At 39.6% G+C, this 22,315-nt stretch carries 21 protein-coding genes; 18 read left to right on the top strand and 3 right to left on the bottom strand.

Going from position 1 to position 22,315, the window contains the following annotated elements; all coding sequences use genetic code 11:
- The 18 genes from H7U01_RS01530 (at position 1) to metG (ending at position 19,310) form a co-directional block, all read left to right on the top strand.
- On the top strand, positions 1-1,815 hold the full coding sequence (locus H7U01_RS01530) for an ABC transporter ATP-binding protein (RefSeq protein WP_070839708.1): 1,815 nt from the start codon (positions 1-3) through the stop codon (positions 1,813-1,815).
- Positions 1,805-3,583: an ABC transporter ATP-binding protein gene (locus H7U01_RS01525; protein ID WP_070839711.1), complete on the top strand. Its 1,779-nt coding sequence runs from the start codon at positions 1,805-1,807 to the stop codon at positions 3,581-3,583. The genes H7U01_RS01530 and H7U01_RS01525 overlap by 11 nt, the downstream gene beginning before the upstream one ends.
- A 107-nt stretch (positions 3,584-3,690) precedes the next feature.
- Positions 3,691-4,314: a GNAT family N-acetyltransferase gene (locus H7U01_RS01520; RefSeq protein WP_201040996.1), complete on the top strand. Its 624-nt coding sequence runs from the start codon at positions 3,691-3,693 to the stop codon at positions 4,312-4,314.
- 147 nt (positions 4,315-4,461) lie between these two features.
- Positions 4,462-5,085 (top strand): GTP pyrophosphokinase family protein, encoded by a 624-nt coding sequence (locus H7U01_RS01515; RefSeq protein WP_013990132.1) that lies wholly within the window; start codon positions 4,462-4,464, stop codon positions 5,083-5,085.
- Position 5,086: 1 nt separating this feature from the next.
- Positions 5,087-5,764: a response regulator transcription factor gene (locus H7U01_RS01510; RefSeq protein ID WP_048790160.1), complete on the top strand. Its 678-nt coding sequence runs from the start codon at positions 5,087-5,089 to the stop codon at positions 5,762-5,764.
- Positions 5,765-5,777: 13 nt separating this feature from the next.
- Positions 5,778-7,001, top strand: a complete 1,224-nt coding sequence (locus H7U01_RS01505) for a sensor histidine kinase (RefSeq protein WP_201040994.1) — start codon at positions 5,778-5,780, stop codon at positions 6,999-7,001.
- Positions 7,002-7,237: 236 nt separating this feature from the next.
- Positions 7,238-7,975: a UMP kinase gene (gene pyrH / locus H7U01_RS01500; protein WP_002885551.1), complete on the top strand. Its 738-nt coding sequence runs from the start codon at positions 7,238-7,240 to the stop codon at positions 7,973-7,975.
- Positions 7,976-7,989: 14 nt separating this feature from the next.
- Entirely contained in the window at positions 7,990-8,547 is a 558-nt protein-coding gene (frr, locus tag H7U01_RS01495; RefSeq protein ID WP_002885567.1) for a ribosome recycling factor, read from the top strand.
- Between the two features lie 89 nt (positions 8,548-8,636).
- Positions 8,637-9,494 (top strand): RNA-binding virulence regulatory protein CvfB, encoded by an 858-nt coding sequence (gene cvfB, locus H7U01_RS01490; protein WP_070576550.1) that lies wholly within the window; start codon positions 8,637-8,639, stop codon positions 9,492-9,494.
- An 8-nt stretch (positions 9,495-9,502) separates the two neighbouring features.
- The gene (locus tag H7U01_RS01485; RefSeq protein ID WP_002885591.1) at positions 9,503-9,718 is read left to right on the top strand and encodes a YozE family protein; all 216 of its coding nucleotides are present in this window, start codon (positions 9,503-9,505) and stop codon (positions 9,716-9,718) included.
- A gap of 238 nt (positions 9,719-9,956) precedes the next feature.
- Positions 9,957-11,222: a LysM peptidoglycan-binding domain-containing protein gene (locus H7U01_RS01480; RefSeq protein WP_201040992.1), complete on the top strand. Its 1,266-nt coding sequence runs from the start codon at positions 9,957-9,959 to the stop codon at positions 11,220-11,222.
- A 79-nt stretch (positions 11,223-11,301) separates the two neighbouring features.
- Positions 11,302-12,366: a PhoH family protein gene (locus H7U01_RS01475; RefSeq protein WP_064523763.1), complete on the top strand. Its 1,065-nt coding sequence runs from the start codon at positions 11,302-11,304 to the stop codon at positions 12,364-12,366.
- Positions 12,367-12,492: 126 nt separating this feature from the next.
- Positions 12,493-13,191, top strand: coding sequence for a hypothetical protein (locus tag H7U01_RS01470; RefSeq protein WP_064525591.1), 699 nt, complete (start codon positions 12,493-12,495; stop codon positions 13,189-13,191).
- Positions 13,192-13,343: 152 nt separating this feature from the next.
- On the top strand, positions 13,344-14,390 hold the full coding sequence (locus H7U01_RS01465; RefSeq protein ID WP_037599554.1) for a hypothetical protein: 1,047 nt from the start codon (positions 13,344-13,346) through the stop codon (positions 14,388-14,390).
- A gap of 130 nt (positions 14,391-14,520) precedes the next feature.
- Complete coding sequence (locus tag H7U01_RS01460; protein ID WP_201040990.1) at positions 14,521-15,399, top strand: hypothetical protein; 879 nt, start codon at positions 14,521-14,523, stop codon at positions 15,397-15,399.
- A 75-nt stretch (positions 15,400-15,474) separates the two neighbouring features.
- Complete coding sequence (locus tag H7U01_RS01455) at positions 15,475-16,179, top strand: hypothetical protein (protein ID WP_050989605.1); 705 nt, start codon at positions 15,475-15,477, stop codon at positions 16,177-16,179.
- Between the two features lie 102 nt (positions 16,180-16,281).
- A complete protein-coding gene (locus tag H7U01_RS01450) occupies positions 16,282-17,151 on the top strand; it encodes a hypothetical protein (protein WP_002890119.1) in 870 nt (289 codons plus the stop codon).
- 155 nt (positions 17,152-17,306) lie between these two features.
- Entirely contained in the window at positions 17,307-19,310 is a 2,004-nt protein-coding gene (gene metG / locus H7U01_RS01445) for a methionine--tRNA ligase (protein ID WP_064523769.1), read from the top strand.
- Positions 19,311-19,543: 233 nt separating this feature from the next.
- Here metG and H7U01_RS01440 read toward each other — a convergent pair whose 3' ends face one another.
- From H7U01_RS01440 to H7U01_RS01430, 3 genes are all read right to left on the bottom strand, one after another.
- A complete protein-coding gene (locus H7U01_RS01440) occupies positions 19,544-20,389 on the bottom strand; it encodes an aldo/keto reductase (protein WP_073949871.1) in 846 nt (281 codons plus the stop codon).
- A 10-nt stretch (positions 20,390-20,399) separates the two neighbouring features.
- On the bottom strand, positions 20,400-21,296 hold the full coding sequence (locus H7U01_RS01435) for a LysR family transcriptional regulator (RefSeq protein ID WP_064523775.1): 897 nt from the start codon (positions 21,294-21,296) through the stop codon (positions 20,400-20,402).
- Between the two features lie 239 nt (positions 21,297-21,535).
- On the bottom strand, positions 21,536-22,276 hold the full coding sequence (locus H7U01_RS01430) for a CPBP family intramembrane glutamic endopeptidase (protein WP_064523779.1): 741 nt from the start codon (positions 22,274-22,276) through the stop codon (positions 21,536-21,538).
- Positions 22,277-22,315 lie beyond the last annotated feature (39 nt).

Below are 22,315 nucleotides of genomic sequence, written 5' to 3'. Positions count from 1 at the left end.
ATGTTTAAAATTTTTAAACGTTTGACGGCAAAAGAGTTAAGTATGATTGTCTTAGCTGTGATATTTGTTTGTTTGAACGTCTATCTAAACTTGAAAATTCCAGACTATATGTCTGACATTACAACCCTCTTATCAACCAAGGGGACTAAGGCGTCGGATATTTTTGCTTGGAATACGGATGCCCCAGGGATGCGAATGCTTTTAATGTCCTTTGCGGGTTTTATGGCCTCTGTAGTGGTTGGTTTTCTAGCTGCCAGAACAGCAGCTAGTTTTACCACTCGTCTTCGTGATGATATCTTCCATCAGGTTCTAGATTTTTCGGATGCCGAGATTAAGAAATTCTCTATTCCTAGTCTTTTAACCCGTACGACAAACGATATTACACAATTACAGATGGTACTGACCATGGGGTTACAGGTTATTACACAGGGACCTATTATGGCAATCTGGGCTATTACAAAGATTGCTGATAAAAATGGGAATTGGCTTCTTGCCTTGCTTGTCGCTGTGGCCGTAATTGCCATTCTCATGCTCTTCCTCTTGATTATGGTCATGCCTAAGCAACGCTTGATTCAAACGTTGACAGATAAACTCAATAGTGTGACGCGTGAATCTCTTACTGGAATTCGTGTGGTGCGTGCCTATAACGCTGAGAGTTATCAAGAGGATAAATTTGAAAAGGCCAATACTGATTTGACCCAAAACAATCTTTTCATCGGTCGTTCTTTTGCCTTACTGACGCCGGTGATGACTGCTGTATCAAGTGGTTTGACGCTAGCTATTTATTGGATTGGTGCGCATCTGATTGAAGATGTTAAGATTCCAACAGATCCAACTAAGATTGCTGCTGCCATGGAAAATAAAATCCATCTCTTCTCAGATATGGTGGTTTACTCATCTTATGCTATGCAGGTTGTTATGGGATTCATGATGATGATTGTTGTCTTCTTCCTTCTTCCACGAGCAGTTGTAGCAGCTGGACGTATCAATGAAGTTCTAGATACCCAATCTTCAGTCTCTTACCTTGAAAATAGTTCTGAAAAACCTAAAGACGTGGGCACTGTCGAATTCGATGATGTTTCCTTCCGTTATTCTGAAACTTCAGAGCCTGTTTTGGAGCATGTTAGCTTCAAAGCTAAAAAGGGTGACACGGTTGCCTTTATTGGTTCGACTGGATCTGGTAAATCAACGCTTGTCAACCTTATCCCACGATTTTATGATGCTACGCAAGGAACTATCAAGGTTGACGGTGTGGATGTACGACATTATGATCACGAAACCTTGCACAATATAGTCGGTTATATTCCACAAAAGGCTGTGCTTTTCTCAGGTAATATCACGTCAAATATGACAATGGGAATGAGCAATAATAGTCCTCTAGATGACGCTAAAATTTGGGAAGCTCTCGAATTGGCTCAAGGAAAAGACTTTGTTGAAAATAAAGAAGGCCAACTTAAGGCAGAAGTGGCTCAAGCGGGGTCTAACTTCTCAGGTGGCCAGAAGCAACGTTTGGCTATTGCGCGTGCACTTGCCCGTAAGCCTGAAATCTTGATTTTTGACGATTCCTTCTCAGCTTTGGACTATAAGACCGATCGTAAACTGCGTCAAGAATTGTCTGAAAAAACACAAGATATGACCAAGTTGATTGTTGCTCAACGTATCTCTACTATTATGGATGCTGATCAAATCTTGGTACTTGATCAAGGTAAAGTAGTCGGGCAAGGAACCCACAAGGAACTCTTGGCTAACAATGAGGTTTACCAAGAAATTGCTTATTCACAATTGTCTAAGGAGGAGTTAGAAAATGGAAAATAAGCCAAAAACATCGTCCTATAAACGCTTAAAACCCTATATTAAAGGTTTCCCAATTCCTTTTGTCCTTGCGATTGTTGGAGCAATTATTTCAGCAGTCATTACAGTTATTGGACCAGATAAGCTTAAAGAAATTACCAATACTATTACTGAAGGTATTACACCTACCAAAATGGGGACGATTCCAGGTATTGATTTGGATAAGGTGACAAGTATTGCTATGACCTTGGCTGTTCTCTATACCATTTCAGCGATTGTGGGTTACTTACAAAGCTTTACGGTTGCAACGGTTACACAACGCTTTTCACAACGTTTCCGTACAGCTATCCAAAAGAAAATCAACAGTGTTCCCCTTAATTATTTTGACAGTCATTCTCAAGGGGACACCCTCTCTCGTGTGACTAATGATGTTGACCTTTTGGGACAATCTCTTAGTCAAGGTCTGGGTACCCTAATTACTTCAAGTGTTCTCTTGGTCGCAGCCATTATTATGATGTTTTACTCAAATGTCACTATGGCTTTCACTGCGATTGGTTCTGTCTTGATAGGATTTGTTCTAGTAGCCTTCATCATGGGTTTCTCACAACCCCTTTTCAAACGTCAACAAGAAAATTTGGCTAACATTAATGGATATATTGAAGAAATCTACACAGGTCAAGCAGTTGTAACGAGTTACAATGCATCTGAAGAAAGTAGTCAAGCTTTCAAGGGACTTAATGATAAGCTCTATAAATCGATGTGGCAATCTCAGTTTATCTCAGGTATTATGATGCCACTTATGATTTTCATTGGGAACTTTGGTTACGTCATGGTCTGTCTTGTGGGAGCTATTAAGGTTATTGATGGTAGCTTGACTATTGGTGATGTGGTAGCCTTCATGACTTATGTTCGTATTTTCTCACAACCTCTTTCTCAAATTGCACAAGGGATTACACAACTCCAGTCAGCTACTGCAGCTATTGGTCGTATCTTTGAATTTTTGGAAGAAAAAGATATGGATGACGAATCAAGTAAGACAGCTGAATTGACAGATACTAAAGGTCAAGTTGTCTTTGATCATGTTTCCTTTGGTTATACTCCTGAAAAGACTATTATTCATGATTTTTCAGCTCTTGCTAAGCCAGGTCAAAAGATTGCGATTGTTGGTCCAACAGGTGCTGGTAAGACGACTATTGTTAACTTGCTTATGAAGTTCTATAACATCGATCAAGGCCATATCACCATTGACGGTGTGGATACTGGCGATATGAAACGTGAAACTGTCCATGACCAATTCTCTATGGTGCTTCAGGACACTTGGCTCTTTGAAGGTACTATTCGTGATAATTTAATTTACAACCAAGAAAATATCTCTGACGAGCAAGTTATTGCTGCAGCCAAGGCTGTCGGTGTTCACCACTTTATCACCACACTTCCAAAAGGTTATGACACTTATTTGGATGATTCTGTGACATTATCAGTTGGTCAGAAACAGCTCTTGACCATTGCACGTGCCCTTCTGAAGGATGCCCCTCTTCTTATCTTGGATGAAGCGACATCATCTGTTGACACCAGAACAGAAGAATTAATTCAAAAAGCCATGGACAAACTTATGGAAGGTCGGACTTCCTTTGTTATTGCCCACCGCTTATCAACCATTCGAAATGCTGACCTTATCCTTGTGATGAAAGATGGTAACATTATTGAACAGGGCAATCATGATGAGCTCATGGCAGCAGATGGTTTCTATGCTGATCTTTATAATAGTCAATTTACAGAAGAAGTTGCCTAAACTTTTCTTATAAAATTATAAGATTTTACAAAAAAACATAGAACGTATGACTGTCAGTCATACGTTTTGTGTTATACTGAAAAAAACAGACAGATTAGGAGATTATGATGCAATATCGCAAAGCAAGACTAGACGAAGTTCAGGAAGTTGCACAAGTATGTGCAGATGCCTTTGAAGATTATCCCTATCTTTCAATGATTGCCACTAATTTAAAGAAGCCTGAACAGTATAAGGAATTTGTCTTAGCCTTGCAGGAAATATTGGTGCGTTTGGCGATTAAACAGGACTCATGTTTGGTGGCTGAAAAGGACGGTCGCATTGTTGCGGCGGCCATTTTACAGCATCAGACGATTTCTATGCTTAACTATCTTCAGAACGGAGCGACCAAGCTTTTCCGTTTTATAAGTATCACCAAGTTGTTCAAGTATTTTAACTTTGTTGAAGAGTCCGAAAGACATCTGGAAGATTCTGCAGAATACGACTGGTACTTGATGATGTTGGCGGTGACTCCAGATTATCAAAGAAAAGGGATAGGGAGTCGTTTCTTGCTTGAAGGGGTTGAACCTTTTGTGCGTAGTACAGGAGGTCACAGTCTTGGTTTGATTACCAATCGCGATTACAATGTACCTTTCTATGAGAAAAATGGCTACAAGCAATGTGGTTATAAGGCTTTGACTTATGAAACACACAAACTAGGTAACTGGCCTTTTGTCAAATCGCTTGATGAATAGCCTTGTGCTATTTAATTAAGATAAGCAAAATGAATCTGGCTTCGGCTGGATTTTTTTCTTAGCCTTAGAGTCCTTCTTGTCTGGCTCATTCCTTATTTTTAAGCCTAACTATGCTATAATTAGGAAACGCTATTAGAGGAGGTTTATATGTCAACTCCAAGTATTTATGGGGAATATGCTCAGTATCTCCCCAAGATTCTACAAGAAATAACAGACCCGATTATTGCGGCTAATATAACTAGCAAAAAAGAAACAGGCTTTAAACTCTATGAACATTTTATTTCACGAATCAAAGAAAGCGATTCTATGCGTGAAAAGTGTCGTAGGAAAAATTTACCTGAAACCAGCCAATCTGCTCTCAAGGAAATTCGTGACAGTATTGGGATTCGAATCGTTTGTGGCTTTGTCGATGATATTTACAAAACTATTGATGTTATCAAGGCTATCCCTGGCGTTTCTATCTATAACGAGAAAGATTACATTTTAAATGCTAAGCCCAATGGCTATCGTTCTTATCACCTCATTTTGGAAATCGAAACCGAGTTTCCAGATGTGCTAGGAAATGAGAGAGGAACCTATTTTGTCGAGGTCCAGCTTCGGACCATCGCTCAGGATTCCTGGGCCAGTTTGGAGCATCAGATGAAGTACAAGCACGATATCAAGAATCCAGAAATGATTACTCGTGAGCTTAAGCGCTGTGCGGATGAATTAGCTTCATGTGATTTGACCATGCAGACCATCCGTAACTTAATTCAAGAAGGAGGGGACTAGAATGGCTTTGAAAATTCTACTAGCTGAGGATGAAGAGGCTCTTTCTCGAGTTTACAAGGCAGCACTAGAGCATCAGGGTTATGAGGTGGATCAAGCATTCAATGGGCAAGAGGCTGTTGATTTAGCTGCACAAAATGCCTATCAAGTAATGATTATGGATATTATGATGCCCATTAAAACAGGTATTGAGGCCCTGAAAGAGATTCGCTCCTCTGGGGATAGAACCCACGTCATTATGTTGACAGCTATGGCTGAAATTGATGATCGCGTGACTGGGCTTGATGCTGGGGCAGACGATTACTTGACCAAGCCTATTTCCCTTAAGGAGCTTTTGGCGCGTCTGCGCTCATTAGAGCGTCGTGTGAGTGAGAGCTTCACAGCCAAAATTTTGACTCTTGGTTCTGTTCGTTTGGACCAAGAGGAGCAAGAGTTAGTTGCTGGGAATTCTATTCGACTTTCAAGTCGTGAGACCAAGTTATTGGCTCACTTTATGCTCAATCCTGCTAAAAAACTAACGACGGAACATCTTTTTAAGACCATCTGGGATGATGAGGAAGATGTAGATGAGTCAATTGTCTGGGTCTATATTTCCTATCTGCGTCAAAAATTGCAAGCCATCCAGGCTGATATTAGCATTCTTGGTGAGAAGGGTGGCGACTTTTGCCTCCGTACCAATTAGAGAGGAGCAGCCTATGTTTAGACGTTTGCGACTTCAATTTATTACGATTGCTTCCTTGGCTATCCTTTTTATCTTGGTCTTTACGGTGGGAATCATCAATACGGTGAGGTCCTTTCAGACAGAGCAGGAAATTAGTAAGGTTCTTAACACGCTTACAGAAAATAATGGTAGTTTTGGAAAAACAAAAAAAATTGAGACCAACCAAGGGCGTGAAATTCCATCGGATAGCTTTAGCTTTTTCAGTGTAATCTTGTCCGGTGACGAAGTGGTTAGTCAGGATGTCAGTCATACTTCTTTAGTAGATGATGAATCAGCTGCTGATTACGCCCTTGCAGCTAGCCGTATGTCATCTAGTATTGGGACAATTAGAGAAAAAAACATCAATCTGAGCTATCAGGTTAGTAAGGTTAGCCAAGGTAGGATTCTGGTAGTCTTTCTAGACACTACCTCTTATTATAATTCTTCTCAAGCCTTGCTTAGTATTTCTATCCTCTTATCCATGTTTGGCTTTATCTTTTTTGTTGTCATTGTCAGTGCCTTATCAGGAATCGTCATTCGTCCCTTCATTCGAAACTACGAAAAGCAGCGACGTTTTATTACTAATGCTAGCCATGAATTGAAGACCCCGTTAGCCATTATTTCTGCCAATACAGAGCTACAGGAGCTTATGACTGGAGAGAATGAATGGACCAAGTCAACAAATGACCAAGTGGCACGTTTGACCAATCTAATCAATTCTCTTGTGGCTCTATCCCGTCTGGAGGAGCAGCCGGACATTGTTCTTCAAGATGTGGATTTTTCCTATATTACTGAGGATGCTGCAGAGGACTTTAAAGGTCCCGTTATCCGAGACGGTAAATCTTTTGTCATGGACATCACACCGGATATTCATGTAAAGGCAGAGGAGAAGTCTCTCTTTGAACTTGTGACTCTCCTTGTGGATAATGCTAACAAGTATTGTGATCCAGAAGGGACAGTTACGGTAAGACTTCGTCAGATTGGAAGAACGCGAAAACGGGCTCGTTTAGAAGTGTCAAACACCTATAAAGAAGGTAAGGCTGTTGACTATAGCAAGTTTTTTGAGCGTTTTTATCGTATTGAAGAATCCCATAATAACAAAGAACACAAAGGTTTTGGCATTGGCCTGTCCATGGCTCAAAGTATGGTCAAATTATTTAAGGGGCGTATCTTTGCCTCTTATAAAAATGACACTATCACCTTTACAGTTATCTTGTAAGGATATTTTTTAAATATTTGACTAGGTGAAAACCCTAATTTATGATAGAATAGTAAGGATGAAGATTTAGTGTTTTCTTTGCAAAAAAAGAAAATATTTTCCTATCCTAATCATAAAAAGGAGTTGCTCGAATAAGCCCCTTAACCACCCTAAAGGGATGGTAATTGACGACTTAGGAAAGATGAATCTCAGCTAAGAATTAAATCATAAAACAAAATAGTTAATAGGGAGAAATCATGGCAGAACCAAAATACAAACGTGTCCTCATTAAGCTTTCAGGTGAAGCTCTAGCTGGTGAACGAGGTGTTGGGATTGATCTTCCAACTGTCCAAGCTATGGCTAAAGAAATTGCTGAGGTAGCGGATTCAGGTATTCAAATTGCTCTAGTTATCGGTGGTGGTAACCTTTGGCGTGGGGAACCTGCAGCTGAAGCAGGAATGGATCGTGTTCAAGCGGACTATACTGGAATGCTTGGAACAACTATGAATGCCCTTGTTATGGCAGATAGTTTGAAACAACTCGGTGTTGATACACGTGTTCAGACAGCGATTGATATGAAATCTGTGGCAGAGCCTTATATTCGTGGTCGTGCCCTTCGTCACCTTGAAAAAGGTCGTATTGTTATCTTTGCAGCAGGTATTGGTTCACCGTACTTCTCAACAGATACAACAGCGGCTCTTCGTGCAGCTGAAATTGAAGCTGATGCTATTCTTATGGCTAAAAACGGCGTTGATGGTGTCTACAATGACGATCCTCGTAAAAACGCTGATGCTGTCAAATTTGATGAATTGACACACGTGGAAGTTATCAAACGTGGTTTGAAAATTATGGATGCCACAGCTTCTACCCTTTCAATGGATAATGACATTGACCTTGTTGTCTTCAACATGAACGAACCAGGAAACATCAAACGTGTTATCTTTGGTGAGCAAATTGGAACAACCGTATCTAACAAAGCAGAATCACACAAGTAAGAAAGAGAGAATTTATGACAAACGCAATTATTGAAAAAGCAAAAGAACGTTTCGCCCACTCACACGAGTCATTGGCCCGTGAATTTGGCTCTATCCGTGCAGGTCGTGCCAATGCCTCACTTCTTGACCGTATCACTGTAGAATACTATGGTGCTCCAACACCACTTAACCAATTGGCTTCAATCACGGTTCCTGAAGCACGTGTCCTTTTGATTTCACCATTTGATAAAGGTTCAATTGCTGATATCGAACGTGCGATCAATGAATCTGACCTTGGAATCAACCCAGCTAATGATGGTTCTGTTGTGCGCTTGGTTATCCCAGCACTTACAGAAGAAACACGTAAAGAGTTGGCTAAAGAAGTGAAAAAAGTCGGCGAAAATGCTAAAATCGCTATCCGTAACATCCGCCGTGACGCTATGGATGAAGCTAAGAAGCAAGAAAAAGACAAAGAAATCACAGAAGATCAATTAAAAGCTTTGGAAAAAGATATCCAAAAAGCAACTGATGACGCTGTTAAGAAGATTGACAGCATGACAGCAGAAAAGGAAAAAGAACTCCTTACTGTTTAATCAATAGAAAAATAAGGAGAGTGGGACAGAAGCAAAAGAGCATGGACTATGTTAGCTTCCTTGTCCGACTCTCTTTTTAGAGGAAAAAGATGAATACATTACTTGGAACGATCATTACTGCCCTAGTAACTGATGAAAATGATAAATTTTACTTTGTACAAAAGGACGGTGTGACTTTTGCTTTATCTAAAGAAGAAGGAGAACACGCTATTGGTGACATGGTGACAGGCTTCGCCTATACAGATAGCAAGCAAAAATCACGTCTAACACAAAAGGAAATCAAGGCAACTCGTGATTCTTATGATTGGGGAGAGGTCACTGAAGTCCGTAAGGATTTGGGTGTCTTTGTAGACGTAGGAATTCCAGATAAGGAGATTGTTGTCTCTCTCGATGTTTTGCCAGAACTCAAAGAGCTTTGGCCTAAGAAGGGGGATAAACTCTTCATCAAACTCGATGTTGACAAAAAAGACCGTATTTGGGGACTTCCTGCCGAACCTGAGGTCTTTCAACGTATGGCTGGACCTGCTTATGATAATATGCAAAACCAAAAATGGCCAGCTATTGCCTACCGTCTCAAATTGTCAGGAACTTTTGTTTATTTGCCAGAGAATAACATGCTTGGTTTCATCCATCCATCAGAACGTTATGCAGAGCCACGTTTAGGTCAGGTCCTTGAAGCGCGTGTGATTGGGTTCAGAGAAGTTGACCGAACCCTCAATCTTTCTCTTAAGCCACGTTCTTTTGAAATGCTTGAAAATGATGCTCAGATGATTTTGACCTATTTAGAGAGCAATGGTGGCTTTATGACACTTAATGACAAGTCATCACCAGCAGATATCAAGGCAACCTTCGGTATTTCTAAGGGTCAATTTAAGAAGGCTCTAGGTGGTCTAATGAAGGCAAAAAAAATCAAACAAGATCAGTTTGGAACAGAATTAATCGGTTAGGAGAAGGCATGAGAAAATCCTTTTATACTTGGCTGATGGCCCAGCGTAATCCCAAATCCAATGAACCAGTAGCAATCTTGGCTGATTTGGCTTTTGAAGATTCAACCTTCCCGAAGCATACTGATGACTTTGAAGAAGTCAGTCGTTACTTGGAAGATCAAGCTAGCTTTTCCTTTAATCTAGGGCAGTTTGACCAGATTTGGGAAGATTATCTAGCCCATTAATAGTGACTAAGTTTACGATAAGCATAATGACTTTTAGCATTTTCTTTAAAAAGTAATTACCATTTGAAATGGGATGAATTGTTACATTTTTTTACAAATATATCAGATGTTTTTCAATAAATTAGGCTTGTTACAACTAGTTAGTAATTGCTTTAAAGAGCAGTAAATCATAACTTTTTTGATGGAAAGTGTGGTATTATTGTAGATGTTAAAATTGTTAAAAAGGAATGAATTATACATGTTATCAAAATCTAAAACAACAAAGGCTCTTCTATACTCGACCGCAGCACTTTCACTTTTTGCTGCAAGTCACGTACATGCCGATGAAACTTCAAACTGGGCAGCACGTTCAGTAGATCAAATCAAAGCAGATATCGCTGTAAGTGATAACCAACAAACTTATACAGTTCAATACGGTGATACTTTGGGAAGTATCGCTGAAGCAATGGGTATCAATGTGAACGTTTTGGCTAACATCAATCAAATTACAAACATTGATTTGATTTACCCTGGAACAGTCTTGACAGCAACTTACAATTCTGATAATCAAGCAGTCTCTGTTAAAGTTGAAACTCCAGCTTCAGAAACATCAACCACACCTGTAGTTGCAGAAGCTAATTTGACAACTAACGAAGTGACTGTAAACGGTCAATCTGTAGTTGCGGCGGACTTGACGGCTCCAGTTGAAACAGTAAGCACAACAGCTACTCAAGCACCTGCTACAGAAGAATCAACTCAAGCTGTTTCAGAAGTAACAGAAGCTATCGCATCAGCATCAGAAGCACCAGCATACGCAGAAACTGAACAACCAGTTGCTGATGCTATTGATCATGTAACTGCGTCAGCAGAAGCTACACCTGATGCAGAAACTACTCCAGCTGCTGCAACACCAGAACAACCTGAAGTAAAAGAAGAAGCACCAGCAGCAACATCAGAAGCGTCTTCAGAAGCACCAGCAACTTCAGAGGCACCAGCAGAACAACCAGCTGCAGAGCCAGCAGCAACATCAGAAGCTGCTTCAGAGGCACCAGCGGCTTCAGAGGCGCCAGCAGAACAGCCAGCGGTAGAACCAGCAGCAACATCAGAAGTAGCATCAGAAGCACCAGCGGCTTCAGAGGCACCAGCAGCACAACCTGCATCAACAAATACACTTCCAACGGATCCACACCTTCAACCACAAGCTGAAGCTTTCCGTCAAGATGTAGCAGCACAATTCGGTCTTACTGATATCGGTGGTTACCGTGAAGGTGACCCACAAGACCATGGTCAAGGACTTGCCGTTGACGTTATGGTACCAGTTGGTTCAGAAGTTGGTAATCAAGTCGCACAATATGCTGTAGACAATATCTCAAATGCAGGTATTTCATACATCATCTACAGACAACAATTCTACGCACCAGTAGATAATATCTACGGACCAGCCAACACTTGGAACCAAATGCCTGACCGTGGTAGCGTTACTGAAAACCACTATGACCACGTTCACGTATCATTCAACGCATAATTAAGAATTACAAAAAGTCACGCCTGGCGTGATTTTTTTGATATAATGGAGAAAAAGACGAAAGAAAGAGGAACTCTATTTGCAAGAGTATTCTGTTGAAATTACCCTAAATCACCCAGATGATGTCTTGTCACTTTTTGGGACCAATGAGCGCCATCTAAAACTTATCGAAGAAAACCTAAATGTTATCATTCATGCTCGAACAGAGCGTGTGCAGATTCTTGGAGATGACGAGGAAAGTGTTGAATTGGCTCGCTTGACCATTCAAGCCCTCCTTGTTTTAGTGGAGCGTGGAATGCTAGTCAACACATCAGATGTTGTCGCAGCCTTGACCATGGCTCAAGATGGTTCAATTGATAAGTTTGTTGCTTTATATGAAGAAGAGATTATCAAGGACAATAGTGGTAAGCCTATCCGAGTGAAGACTTTAGGACAAAAGGTCTATGTTGATAGCATTAAAAATCATGATGTGGTCTTTGGGATTGGTCCAGCCGGTACAGGGAAGACCTTTCTAGCGGTTACCCTTGCAGTTACAGCTCTTAAACGTGGCCAGGTTAAACGTATTGTTCTAACGCGTCCGGCGGTTGAGGCAGGTGAAAGTCTTGGCTTTTTGCCTGGCGATCTCAAGGAAAAGGTAGATCCTTACCTTCGTCCAGTTTATGATGCCCTCTATCAAATTCTTGGCAAAGAGCAAACGACTCGCCTAATGGAACGTGAAATTATTGAGATTGCCCCTCTTGCTTATATGCGTGGTCGTACCCTCGAAGATGCCTTTGTTATCCTTGATGAAGCGCAAAATACAACCATCATGCAGATGAAGATGTTCTTGACTCGTCTTGGGTTTAATTCTAAGATGATTGTCAATGGAGATATGAGCCAGATTGACCTTCCACGTCGTGTTAAATCTGGTCTTGTCGATGCCATGGAGAAATTGAAGGGAATCAAGGCTATTGATTTTGTTCACTTTTCTGCTAGCGATGTCGTACGTCACCCAGTTGTAGCTGATATCATTAATGCTTATGAAAAAGATGCACTTAAAGTTGACTTTGAGGAAAAATCAGAGGAAACAAACAAGGTTGAAGAAGAAACAGCGTCAGGATTGACCGAATACCCAGTTATAGGTGCTGAGGATCTTAAAAAGTAAATAGATGAAAAGAGGTTTGAGAGTATGTGTTCTCAACCTCTTTTTCTTTGGTAGTCAAGTCACAGATTTCCTCTCTATTTTTGGTAAAATAGTATTAAAGAGTAGGCTAATATGAAGGGGAGAGGTATGACTAAGGCAAAAAAATGGAAGATTGGGATTATTGTTTTTCTAGGACTTGTTGCGACAGTTTTTATTGCTATAGGAGAGGGAAGATTTTGGAAGTATCAACAGAACTATATTCCAGATGGTACCTATCAGATGGTAAAATATGAGGCTAAATCGGCATATTCCAATGAATTGATAAATTGGACTGAGCGAGGAGAGAATAATGATAGCTTATATGAGGATTTTATAGTTGTTGAGAATATGAAATCTCAATTTTATTATGTTTTTGTGGGGGATGGGGAACCTTTTGTCTCACCATTTGAGCACGATGAAAAGCTTCCACAGACTTTTGACCCACATACTGGGACTTTGAAACAGGATTTAACACCCTCAGAATATGGGAATAAGGTTCATTCTAATCTTCAAAAGTTCAATAAAGACGGTGGTCAATTTAGAAAATGGCGAGAGATTTCTACTAGTGAGTGTGTTGAAGATTATAAAAGAATGTTGAAACGAAAACGTACTTACGAGAAAAGACCTAAAGGCTTCGCAATAAATGTTTATGATACGAACGGAAATATTTCTTCTCGAAGAGTTTTTGAGCGTTTGAGTTCGAGTGAGGCAGAGGACCTTCATTTAGATTACGAAGGTGCATATAAATTTGTAAAAGAGAGTAGATTTGATTGGCAAACGGAAAGTGATTTTCTCATCTGGCGTTGAACTACTTACCGACCAAGCACCTCTTTACTATCGAGAATCATAGCCAAATGTTTTATTAAAAAACCTTACAGTCTTTATGATAATTGTCAAATACTATTTCACCATTTATTTTGGTACAATAGAACAGTAGACCAATAAAAAAGGAGATTATTATGAACCAGCAAGAGTGGATTGAGTACTTTGAATTAGTCAACGGTCGTAAACCAACTCCCGCAGAGTTATCTCAAGCTCAAGCAGCAGGCGAGTTTATCCTTGAACGACCTAATGTCTTTGGAGCAACTGGACAGGCTAATGAGCCAAGAAATATTAAACCAGCTGAACCTGTTATTTCTATGACGCAACAGCCTCAGTTTGCCCAAACAACAGCAACCTTCCAACAAGTCGTACCTGCTAAAAAAGGAATGTCAAAAAAAGCCAAGATTATTCTAGCATCAGTCTTGGGTGCTGTGGCAGTGATTTTACTTTCTGTTGGTGGCTATTCATTATGGCGTTATCAGTCAGGTAAGATTGCGGATGGAACATATGAGGTAGTGGCCTATTCTTATCGTGATGAAGATAAAGATAAGATGGTAAATGCTTTCGATGAATTTGATGATGTCTACTCCTTTGTAGAAGTAAAAAATAATAGATCTAGATACTATTCTTATCTCGAGGACAATAAATCACCTTATGTTAGCTTGTTAGAGTATGAACATGAAATCCCTCAGCAGTTCGATCCATGGAATAAAACTCAGACAGAAGTTTTAACAGTTGAAGAGCTTGAATCTACAGTCAAAGACTTCATGAAAGATATGTCTAAGGATTATTCTTTTTACACTAAAGACGCTACAAAAGAAGCCGTTAAAGAATCTGTAAAATCTTACAAGAAATCTCTCAAAGAAAAACGAACTTACGTCAAAAAAGGTAACGAGTATACGCTATCTACTTATGACAAGGATGGAGAGCTTCAATCCCGTGTTACTTTTAAGCGTATGAGTAAGGGGGATGCTGAAGAGCGTTGGGATGATTATAAGGATGCAATTAAAGATTATAAGAAAGAATTGAAGACTTATAGTGATCAGTACGACGAGTATAAGGATTACTTTAATTATGGTTATGGAGGTGACTACGGTTATGGTTACAGCGATGACTATGGTAGTGGTTCTAAATCAGGCTCTGACGATAGTAAAAGCAGCAAAAAAGGCATTGATAAAATTTAATCAGCCAATGATGTAAATGAGCAAAGTGGTACAAGAAGGAGAGCTAAAACTCCATCTTGGTACCGCTTTTCTTTTTATGAAAATAGTCAAATAGCTTTGGAGTCTTTTTTCTGGTAGAATGGAAATATCAATGAAAAAGGGGACTTTTATGAACGAAAAAGAGTGGTTAGATTATTTCGAAACAATCAATAATCGTAAGCCGACAGAGGAAGAAATCCAACAAGCAAAAGCTAATGGGGAATTTATTTCTCAAGAGTCTAAGGACGAGGGTGTTAATCCTCAACAATCTCAGTTGAGTGATCAAGTGACACAAGCCGTTTCACAAGTTGCTCCTGCTAAGACAGGCTTGTCTAAGAAAGCTAAAATTATTATTGCTTCTGTGGTGGGAGCGATTGTCCTAGTGGCACTTTCATTTGGTAGCTATGCGTTTATGCACCTGCAAGGTGGTAAAATACCTGAAGGAACCTATCTACTTGAAACTTATCGCTTTTACCATAAAGATAAGAAGAAAATGGTTGATGGTATGGAATCTTTCAAGGAAAGTGGCCTAGAGGCTCATGATTTTGTTAAAGTCAAAGGGAACAATGTTAAATTTTATTTTTATACCTTAGCTGGCGGGAACAATCTGGTTGACTATACAGACTATGATACTGACGAAGCATACCGTCCAGATGCTTGGTCTAGAACGCTTAAACCAAACATGTCACTATCTGAATATACGAAAGTCATTGACCAGGCAGTAGATAATCAATACAAAATAAGTGAATATCGAACTAAGGCTGATAACGATGAAAGTAAAAAGATTTACGTTAAATCCTACAAAGAATCTCTCGAAGAGACCGTTCGATACAAGGTTAAGGGTGATAAATTAATCGTCACAACTTATAATAAGAAAGGTAAACTTACAGAAGAAAGAAGCTTCAAACGCCTATCAGAGGATGACGTGAAGAAATTAGATTATGACTATGAACGTGATGTTAGAGCTGATAAAAAGCTCTTTCAAAACTAGTAATGTTTAAAACCAGCCTAGCTGGTTTTTTCTTTGATACCAGATAAAATAAATTTAAGTGGAAAAGAGGAAATTATGACTCAACAAGATTTACAGCTTGACAATCAGGATGGGCTTCAGGGTGTGAAAGGTACTTTGATTACCATCTCAATTATTTGGGGGACTATGGCCCTTATAACTGGTTTTGTATTGTTGGGTGTATATGGTTCTAATCAAATTTCTGATGGAACCTATCAACTTGAATCTATTCATATTTATAGTTCTTCTAGATACGATGAGGAAGCATTTAATAGGGAACATGATACTTACGGAGATGGGATTGCAGACTTTGTTAAGGTTAAGGGGAGAACTTTGAAGTTTTATAGTTATCCTAAAGAAGGAGCGTTAAGTAGTGACTCTCTAGCTGGTTATCAGATAGGAACCGAATTCCATGTTGAAGCTTTTCACCAAACGCTTAAACCGACAAAAACTCTTGCAGAGTATCGTAAAGAAGTAGAATCTTATGTTGACAGCAGATTTGCAGCTGGTAGGCAAATGTCAGCGTCTGATTCTGCGACTCTAAAAAATAAAATCGTTGATGAGTACAGTGAGTCTCTCCAAGGAAGAGTAAACTATCAGCAATTTGGTCCTAAACACTATAAAAAATTGACAATTTATAAATACGATCAACTGGGTAATCTGATGGAGGAACGTATTTATTCACCTGTACTATATAAGGACGCAGAGAAACTAGATACTAGCTATTTTCATGATACCAAACCAGGTAACAAGAAACATTGATTGTAATACTAACCAGCCTAGCTGGTTTTTTCTTTTATGAAAAGCGTTTAAGAAGGTATTTTTCTGGTAAAATGAAAGTAGAAATGGGAAGGGGGTACTATCATGAATGAAAAAGAGTGGTTAGACTATTTCGAAATAATCAATAATCGACAACCGACAGCGGAAGAAATCCAACAGGCTAAAGCTAGTGGCGATTTTATTTCTCAAGGGCCTAAGGTAGAGAAAGTCAAGCCACAAGTTCAACTCAGAGAACAGGTGACACAACCAGTTTCACAAGTTAGGACTCCTAAAACAGGATTGTCTAAGAAGGCAAAAATCATAATAGTTTCTCTAGTTGGGACAATACTTCTATTGGCACTTTCCTTAGGTTCTTACGCCTTTATACACCTGCAAAGAGGTAAAATTCCTGAGGGAACCTATCTAATTGAATCTCACTATTATTATGACAAAGATGAGAAAGAGATGGTTGATGTTTTAGAGTATAATGAATCCATCGATATATATGTTCGAGACTTTGTTAAAGTAAGAGGCAATCATTTAAAAACATGTGATTATTTTTTAAGTAATGGCGAAGGCTATGTTTATAAGATAGATTATATGACTGGTTATAATTTCGACTGTGACGCTTGGTCAAGGAGTCTTAAGCATACTTGGACACTTTCAGAATATGAAGATATGGTTGGTAAGCTTCTAAGAAAATACTATAAGGGTGCTCCTCTTAAAACTGAGTCGGGAATTGAGAGAGACATAAAAGAATATAGAAAAAGGTATAAATCAGAGTTGAAAAGGACTTATCGTTATAAGTTAATAGGAGACAGACTAACAATTATTAGCTATGATGGAGATGGGGAAATTCATTCTGTGCGGACCTTCAAACGCTTGTCCAAAGCAAAAGAGGAAAAATTACAATCTGACTATGATAAATTCTCTAAGAAGGATAGGGAGTTGAAAAGGTTAATATTAAGCTTTTAAGTTGCGAATGTCATTCAAAGTGAATCTTATGTTCCTCGCAAATTAATATTATTTAAAACCAGCTAGTCTGGTTTTTTTAGTGTCCAAAACGTGCTATAATAAGATGTTATATCATCAGTGTTAGCCCATTTGTTAACACATGAAAGGAAATTAAAATGACAAAAACATTCTACATCACAACACCTATCTACTACCCATCTGGTAAATTACATATTGGTTCTGCCTATACAACCATTGCTTGTGACGTTTTGGCACGTTACAAACGTATGATGAACTACGATGTCTTCTATCTTACTGGGCTTGATGAACACGGCCAAAAGATTCAACAAAAAGCTGAAGAAGCAGGAATCACACCACAAGAGTATGTGGATGGTATGGCTGTTGGTGTTAAGGACCTCTGGCAACTTTTGGATATCTCATACGATAAATTCATCCGTACGACTGATGATTACCATGAAAAAGTTGTTGCTCAAGTTTTCGAGCGTCTCTTGGAACAAGGAGATATCTATCTTGGTGAATACTCAGGTTGGTACTCAGTTTCAGACGAAGAATTCTTCACTGAAAGTCAGTTGGAAGAAGTTTACCGTGATGAGCAAGGTAATGTCATTGGTGGGGTAGCTCCATCAGGGCATGAAGTAGAGTTGGTTTCTGAAGAATCATATTTCTTTAAACTCAGCAACTACGCAGACCGTTTGACTGCCTTCTTTAAAGAACACCCAGAATTTATCCAACCTGATGGTCGTATGAATGAAATGCTTAAAAACTTCATCGAGCCAGGCTTGGAAGATTTGGCTGTGTCACGTACAACCTTTACTTGGGGAGTAAAAGTACCGTCAGATCCAAAACACGTGGTTTATGTGTGGATTGATGCCCTTATCAACTATATTACTGCCCTTGGTTATGGTCAGGATGAGCATGGTAACTTTGATTTGTTCTGGCAAAATGATGAAAACCACGAAATTATCCACATGATTGGTAAGGATATTCTTCGTTTCCACTCAATTTACTGGCCAATCATCCTTATGGCTCTTGATTTGCCATTGCCTACACGTCTTGTTGCCCACGGTTGGTTCGTCATGAAAGACGGTAAGATGTCTAAGTCTAAAGGAAACGTGATTTATCCAGAAATGTTGGTAGAGCGTTTTGGTCTTGATCCACTCCGTTACTACCTCATGCGTAGTTTGCCAGTCGGTTCAGATGGGACCTTCACACCAGAAGACTATGTGGCTCGTATCAACTACGAGTTGGCTAATGACCTTGGGAACCTCCTCAACCGTACAGTTGCCATGATTAACAAGTATTTCGGTGGTCAAGTGCCTGCCTATGTTGAGAACGTTACAGACTTTGATGCTGATTTGGCTAAGGTTGTGGCTGAAAATATTGAAGAATTCCATAAACAAATGAATGCTGTAGATTTCCCACGTGCCTTGGACGCCGTTTGGAACATCATTTCACGTACCAATAAGTATATTGATGAAACAGCTCCTTGGGTACTTGCCAAAGAGGATGGTGACAAGGAACAATTGGCAGCGGTTATGGCTCACTTGGCGGCTAGCCTTCGTGTGGTAGCCCACCTCATCCAACCATTCATGATGACAACTTCAAATGCCATTATGGAACAACTTGGATTGCCAGTAGCATTTGACCTTGAAAATCTTGAACTTTCAGGCTTCCCAGAAAATGTGACAGTCGTTTCAAAAGGAACTCCAATCTTCCCACGTCTTGACATGGACGAAGAAATTACCTACATCCAATCTCAAATGAATGCAGGCAAACCTCAAGAGAAAGAATGGAACCCAGAAGAGGTCGAACTTAAGTCTGAAAAAGACCAAATCAAATTTGACGACTTTGACAAGGTTGAAATCCGTGTCGCTGAAGTTAAAGAAGTGGAAAAAGTCGAAGGTTCAGACAAATTGCTTCGCTTCCGTCTTGACGCTGGCGACGGAGAAGACCGTCAAATCCTCTCAGGTATCGCTAAATTCTATCCAAACGAACAAGAATTGGTCGGCAAAAAACTTCAAGTCGTGGCTAACCTTAAACCACGTAAGATGATGAAGAAATATGTCAGCCAAGGTATGATTCTTTCTGCTGAACATAACGGCAAACTCACTGTCTTGACAGTGGATCCATCTGTTCCAAATGGAAGTGTGATTGGGTAAAATATCATATAAAAACAGTTTTCCAATTCGTAGAATTGCTAAACTGTTTTTTTACTAATCTTCGGTTGTGAGTAAAGCTATTGAAACACTTCTAAGTCTAACACTTAGGAGTTCTGATTCCTTAAAACTGAAAATTATCTATTGAAGAATGTCCCCTAAGGTCTGTAACTACTTAAAGAAAGTCCCAAGAGGAGCTAGTGTATAAGAAAACGAGTTCAGTTGAACTCGTTTTTTTATACACTATATTTCAATAAATGTTTAATGCGTTCTACACTTTCATCAGGACCATAAGCATTTGGGTATCGGTCTAGTTTACTAATAGCATCAAGGTCTGCTTGGTCTAGGTGGAAGTCAAAGCTATCAAAGTTTTCCTTCATTCGTTCGATATGGGTACTTTTAGGAATGGTCAGAATGCCTTGTTGGGTTTGCCATCTGAGGATGACCTGAGCGACTGTCTTGCCATGTTTTTCAGCGATAGCAGTCAGAGTTGAGTCCTGAAAAATACCATCCTCTCCTCTGTGAAAAGGAGCCCAGGCTTGTGTTAGGGTACCAAATTCCTTATCAGCTTTCTGGATAAGTTTGTGTTGTTTATAGGGATGCAACTCGATTTGATTGACCGCTGGAATGACAGGTGTCTGCAAGGCAAAATCCGCCAAACGTCCTGTTGAGAAGTTAGAAACACCAATGGCTCTAATAAGTTCTTCATGCTTAAGCTCAATCATAGCACGCCAGGCACCATGTAAGTCGCCAAAAGGTTGATGAATCAAATATAAATCAAGATAGTCAGTATCTAGTTTGCGGAGGGTCTCTTTTAAGGCTAATTTGGTATCTTCGTAGCCGAGCTGGCTAATCCAGGCCTTGCTGGTTAGGAAAATATCTTCACGAGGGATGCCAGAAGTCTTAATGGCACGTCCCACAGCCTCCTCATTACGGTAAAGACTGGCTGTATCAATCAGACGATAGCCGACAGAAAGAGCATCTTCTACGGCTTTTTGACATTCCTTTTGGTCGAAAATTTGCCAGACGCCAAAACCGAGTACGGGTATTTTGATGCCATTGTTAAGTGTTTGAAATTCCATTTTCTTCTCCTTAGTGGTGGGGTAGTAAGCTATCCTGAATTTCCTCGATAAATGCTTGAATAATTGCGGATTGTTTCTGTTTATTATTTGTCACAAACCCCAAGGTGTGCTTTGGACTGTTCTTCAGTGGAAGTAAAACAATTTGGTCCTTAATGAAACTATTAACAATACCGAGGCCAGAAGCGTAACTATCTGAGGCACAGAGCAAATTCATGACACTGCCTCGGTCATTACTGTAGATCACTTGTTGGTCAGGCAGAACCTCGAGAGGATCTTCGTCAAAATGAATTCCAGAGCTTTCTTGACGAAAGCGGACCTGTGAGTATCCCTCTAAATCTTTGAGATTGAGGGATTTTTTGTGAGCTAGGGGATGTTGGCGACCTAAGAAAATCTTGGTTTCAAACTCTCCAAGTGGGGTGAAAGTCAGATCCATGTGTTGGAAACTGCGTTCTAGGATATGGTCGTTATCTTCATCTAGATAAATAATCCCCAGATCACTTTCGAAGCTTTCAACGCTTTTGAGAATCTTCCTAGTTGTTGTTTCAATCAGTTGAAATTCTTGATAATCACTACGAAAACGTTGGGCAATGTGAGCCATGGGAAGTGACAAGAAATCGTAGTGGTGACTGGCAACAGTGAATGATTTCTTAAAGGATTTTCGATAGCGTCCTTCTAGTAGATCTAGCTCTCCAAGAATACGTTTGGCGTATTTGAGAAAATCATGACCGTCATCAGTTAGTTTAGCTCCTGTATTGGAACGTTCAAAGAGTTGGACTCCAAGTTCTTCCTCTAAATCACGGATGGATGCTGAGAGATTAGGTTGAGTCAAAAAGAGTTTTTTAGCAGCCTTACTAAAAGACCCTGTTTCAGCGATAGTCTGAACATAGCGACATTGTTGAAAATTCATAAGCATCCCCTTTAAAAAAATATGATTGTAGGTCATATTATAACAAAATGAGAAGTCTAAAATCAGCAAAATTCTGATAGGAATAGATGAAGACCTGATATGAAATTTCTATGATTAAATCGTTTTTGGAGTAATAATGGAAATTGAGATAAGTTGTAAGAATGTGGTGCTGATAAATGAAAAACTGCATCCCCAGGTTAGACACCAAAAATCTAACTTGTGGGATGCAGTTTGAAATACTAGTCATTAAGATATCTAATGGCTTTCAATTTTTTAGGACGAATAAGGAAGAGTCCTAGGGCAATTAAAGGTAGCCAGAAAATGAAATGCCAGATACTTGTAGCTGGTGCAGCCTGTGTTGATTGCGAGAGAAGGACACTGGCAAAATCAACCAAACAGTGCAGAATAATAGTCCACCAGAGGCTACCAGTACGTAGGTAAATAGCAGCAAAGAATATGCCTATAGCTGTCGCATAATAAACCTGGAACAAGGTAGCGTTCAAGGGCTGGTGAGTGAGGTTTCCAAGATGGGCTAGTCCAAAAATTATGGCAGATAAGAAAACGACTCCTAAAACCTGTTTTGAAGATCTAATACCATCTTGGAAGGCGAGTTTAAGGAAAAGTCCACGAAAAAAATATTCCTCAAAAAACCCGGCTCCTAAGGCAATAACCAAGGCAGTTCCTATCATGTGAGGTGCTTTACTGATCCCAAAAGCAACCGCAGAAACATAGAAGAAATCTGCCAAAAGAAGAAACCAACAAACCCCTAAGGTTTCAGACCAACTTATCTTTTTAGTCGATTTGATCTCTAATCCAAGGCGTCTCTGTACGAGGAAATAGTATAGACACATAAGGCCAAGCGTTTTAATGAGATAACCTATATTCTCAGGCAAAGGCCTAAGAAGCAAACGAAGTACAAGGTTTGCTAATATAAAACTAACCCCAAGAAGAATCAGCAATCTCATTTCTTTTTTTGTCATTGAAAAGTCCCCCAACTTTCTTAACATTTTTTTCAAGCG

It is taken from the genome of Streptococcus sp. 21.1, assembly GCF_016648635.1.
Lineage (GTDB): Bacteria > Bacillota > Bacilli > Lactobacillales > Streptococcaceae > Streptococcus.
This window is presented reverse-complemented; position numbering and strand designations above follow the sequence as displayed.

Coding starts and splice junctions, on each gene's coding strand:
- H7U01_RS01530 (WP_070839708.1), top strand. CDS start 1: ATGTTTAAAATTTTTAAACGTTTGACGGCAAAAGAGTTAAGTATGATT.
- H7U01_RS01525 (WP_070839711.1), top strand. CDS start 1,805: ATGGAAAATAAGCCAAAAACATCGTCCTATAAACGCTTAAAACCCTAT.
- H7U01_RS01520 (WP_201040996.1), top strand. CDS start 3,691: ATGCAATATCGCAAAGCAAGACTAGACGAAGTTCAGGAAGTTGCACAA.
- H7U01_RS01515 (WP_013990132.1), top strand. CDS start 4,462: ATGTCAACTCCAAGTATTTATGGGGAATATGCTCAGTATCTCCCCAAG.
- H7U01_RS01510 (WP_048790160.1), top strand. CDS start 5,087: ATGGCTTTGAAAATTCTACTAGCTGAGGATGAAGAGGCTCTTTCTCGA.
- H7U01_RS01505 (WP_201040994.1), top strand. CDS start 5,778: ATGTTTAGACGTTTGCGACTTCAATTTATTACGATTGCTTCCTTGGCT.
- pyrH (WP_002885551.1), top strand. CDS start 7,238: ATGGCAGAACCAAAATACAAACGTGTCCTCATTAAGCTTTCAGGTGAA.
- frr (WP_002885567.1), top strand. CDS start 7,990: ATGACAAACGCAATTATTGAAAAAGCAAAAGAACGTTTCGCCCACTCA.
- cvfB (WP_070576550.1), top strand. CDS start 8,637: ATGAATACATTACTTGGAACGATCATTACTGCCCTAGTAACTGATGAA.
- H7U01_RS01485 (WP_002885591.1), top strand. CDS start 9,503: ATGAGAAAATCCTTTTATACTTGGCTGATGGCCCAGCGTAATCCCAAA.
- H7U01_RS01480 (WP_201040992.1), top strand. CDS start 9,957: ATGTTATCAAAATCTAAAACAACAAAGGCTCTTCTATACTCGACCGCA.
- H7U01_RS01470 (WP_064525591.1), top strand. CDS start 12,493: ATGACTAAGGCAAAAAAATGGAAGATTGGGATTATTGTTTTTCTAGGA.
- H7U01_RS01465 (WP_037599554.1), top strand. CDS start 13,344: ATGAACCAGCAAGAGTGGATTGAGTACTTTGAATTAGTCAACGGTCGT.
- H7U01_RS01460 (WP_201040990.1), top strand. CDS start 14,521: ATGAAAAAGGGGACTTTTATGAACGAAAAAGAGTGGTTAGATTATTTC.
- H7U01_RS01455 (WP_050989605.1), top strand. CDS start 15,475: ATGACTCAACAAGATTTACAGCTTGACAATCAGGATGGGCTTCAGGGT.
- H7U01_RS01450 (WP_002890119.1), top strand. CDS start 16,282: ATGAATGAAAAAGAGTGGTTAGACTATTTCGAAATAATCAATAATCGA.
- metG (WP_064523769.1), top strand. CDS start 17,307: ATGACAAAAACATTCTACATCACAACACCTATCTACTACCCATCTGGT.
- H7U01_RS01440 (WP_073949871.1), bottom strand. CDS start 20,389: ATGGAATTTCAAACACTTAACAATGGCATCAAAATACCCGTACTCGGT.
- H7U01_RS01435 (WP_064523775.1), bottom strand. CDS start 21,296: ATGAATTTTCAACAATGTCGCTATGTTCAGACTATCGCTGAAACAGGG.
- H7U01_RS01430 (WP_064523779.1), bottom strand. CDS start 22,276: ATGACAAAAAAAGAAATGAGATTGCTGATTCTTCTTGGGGTTAGTTTT.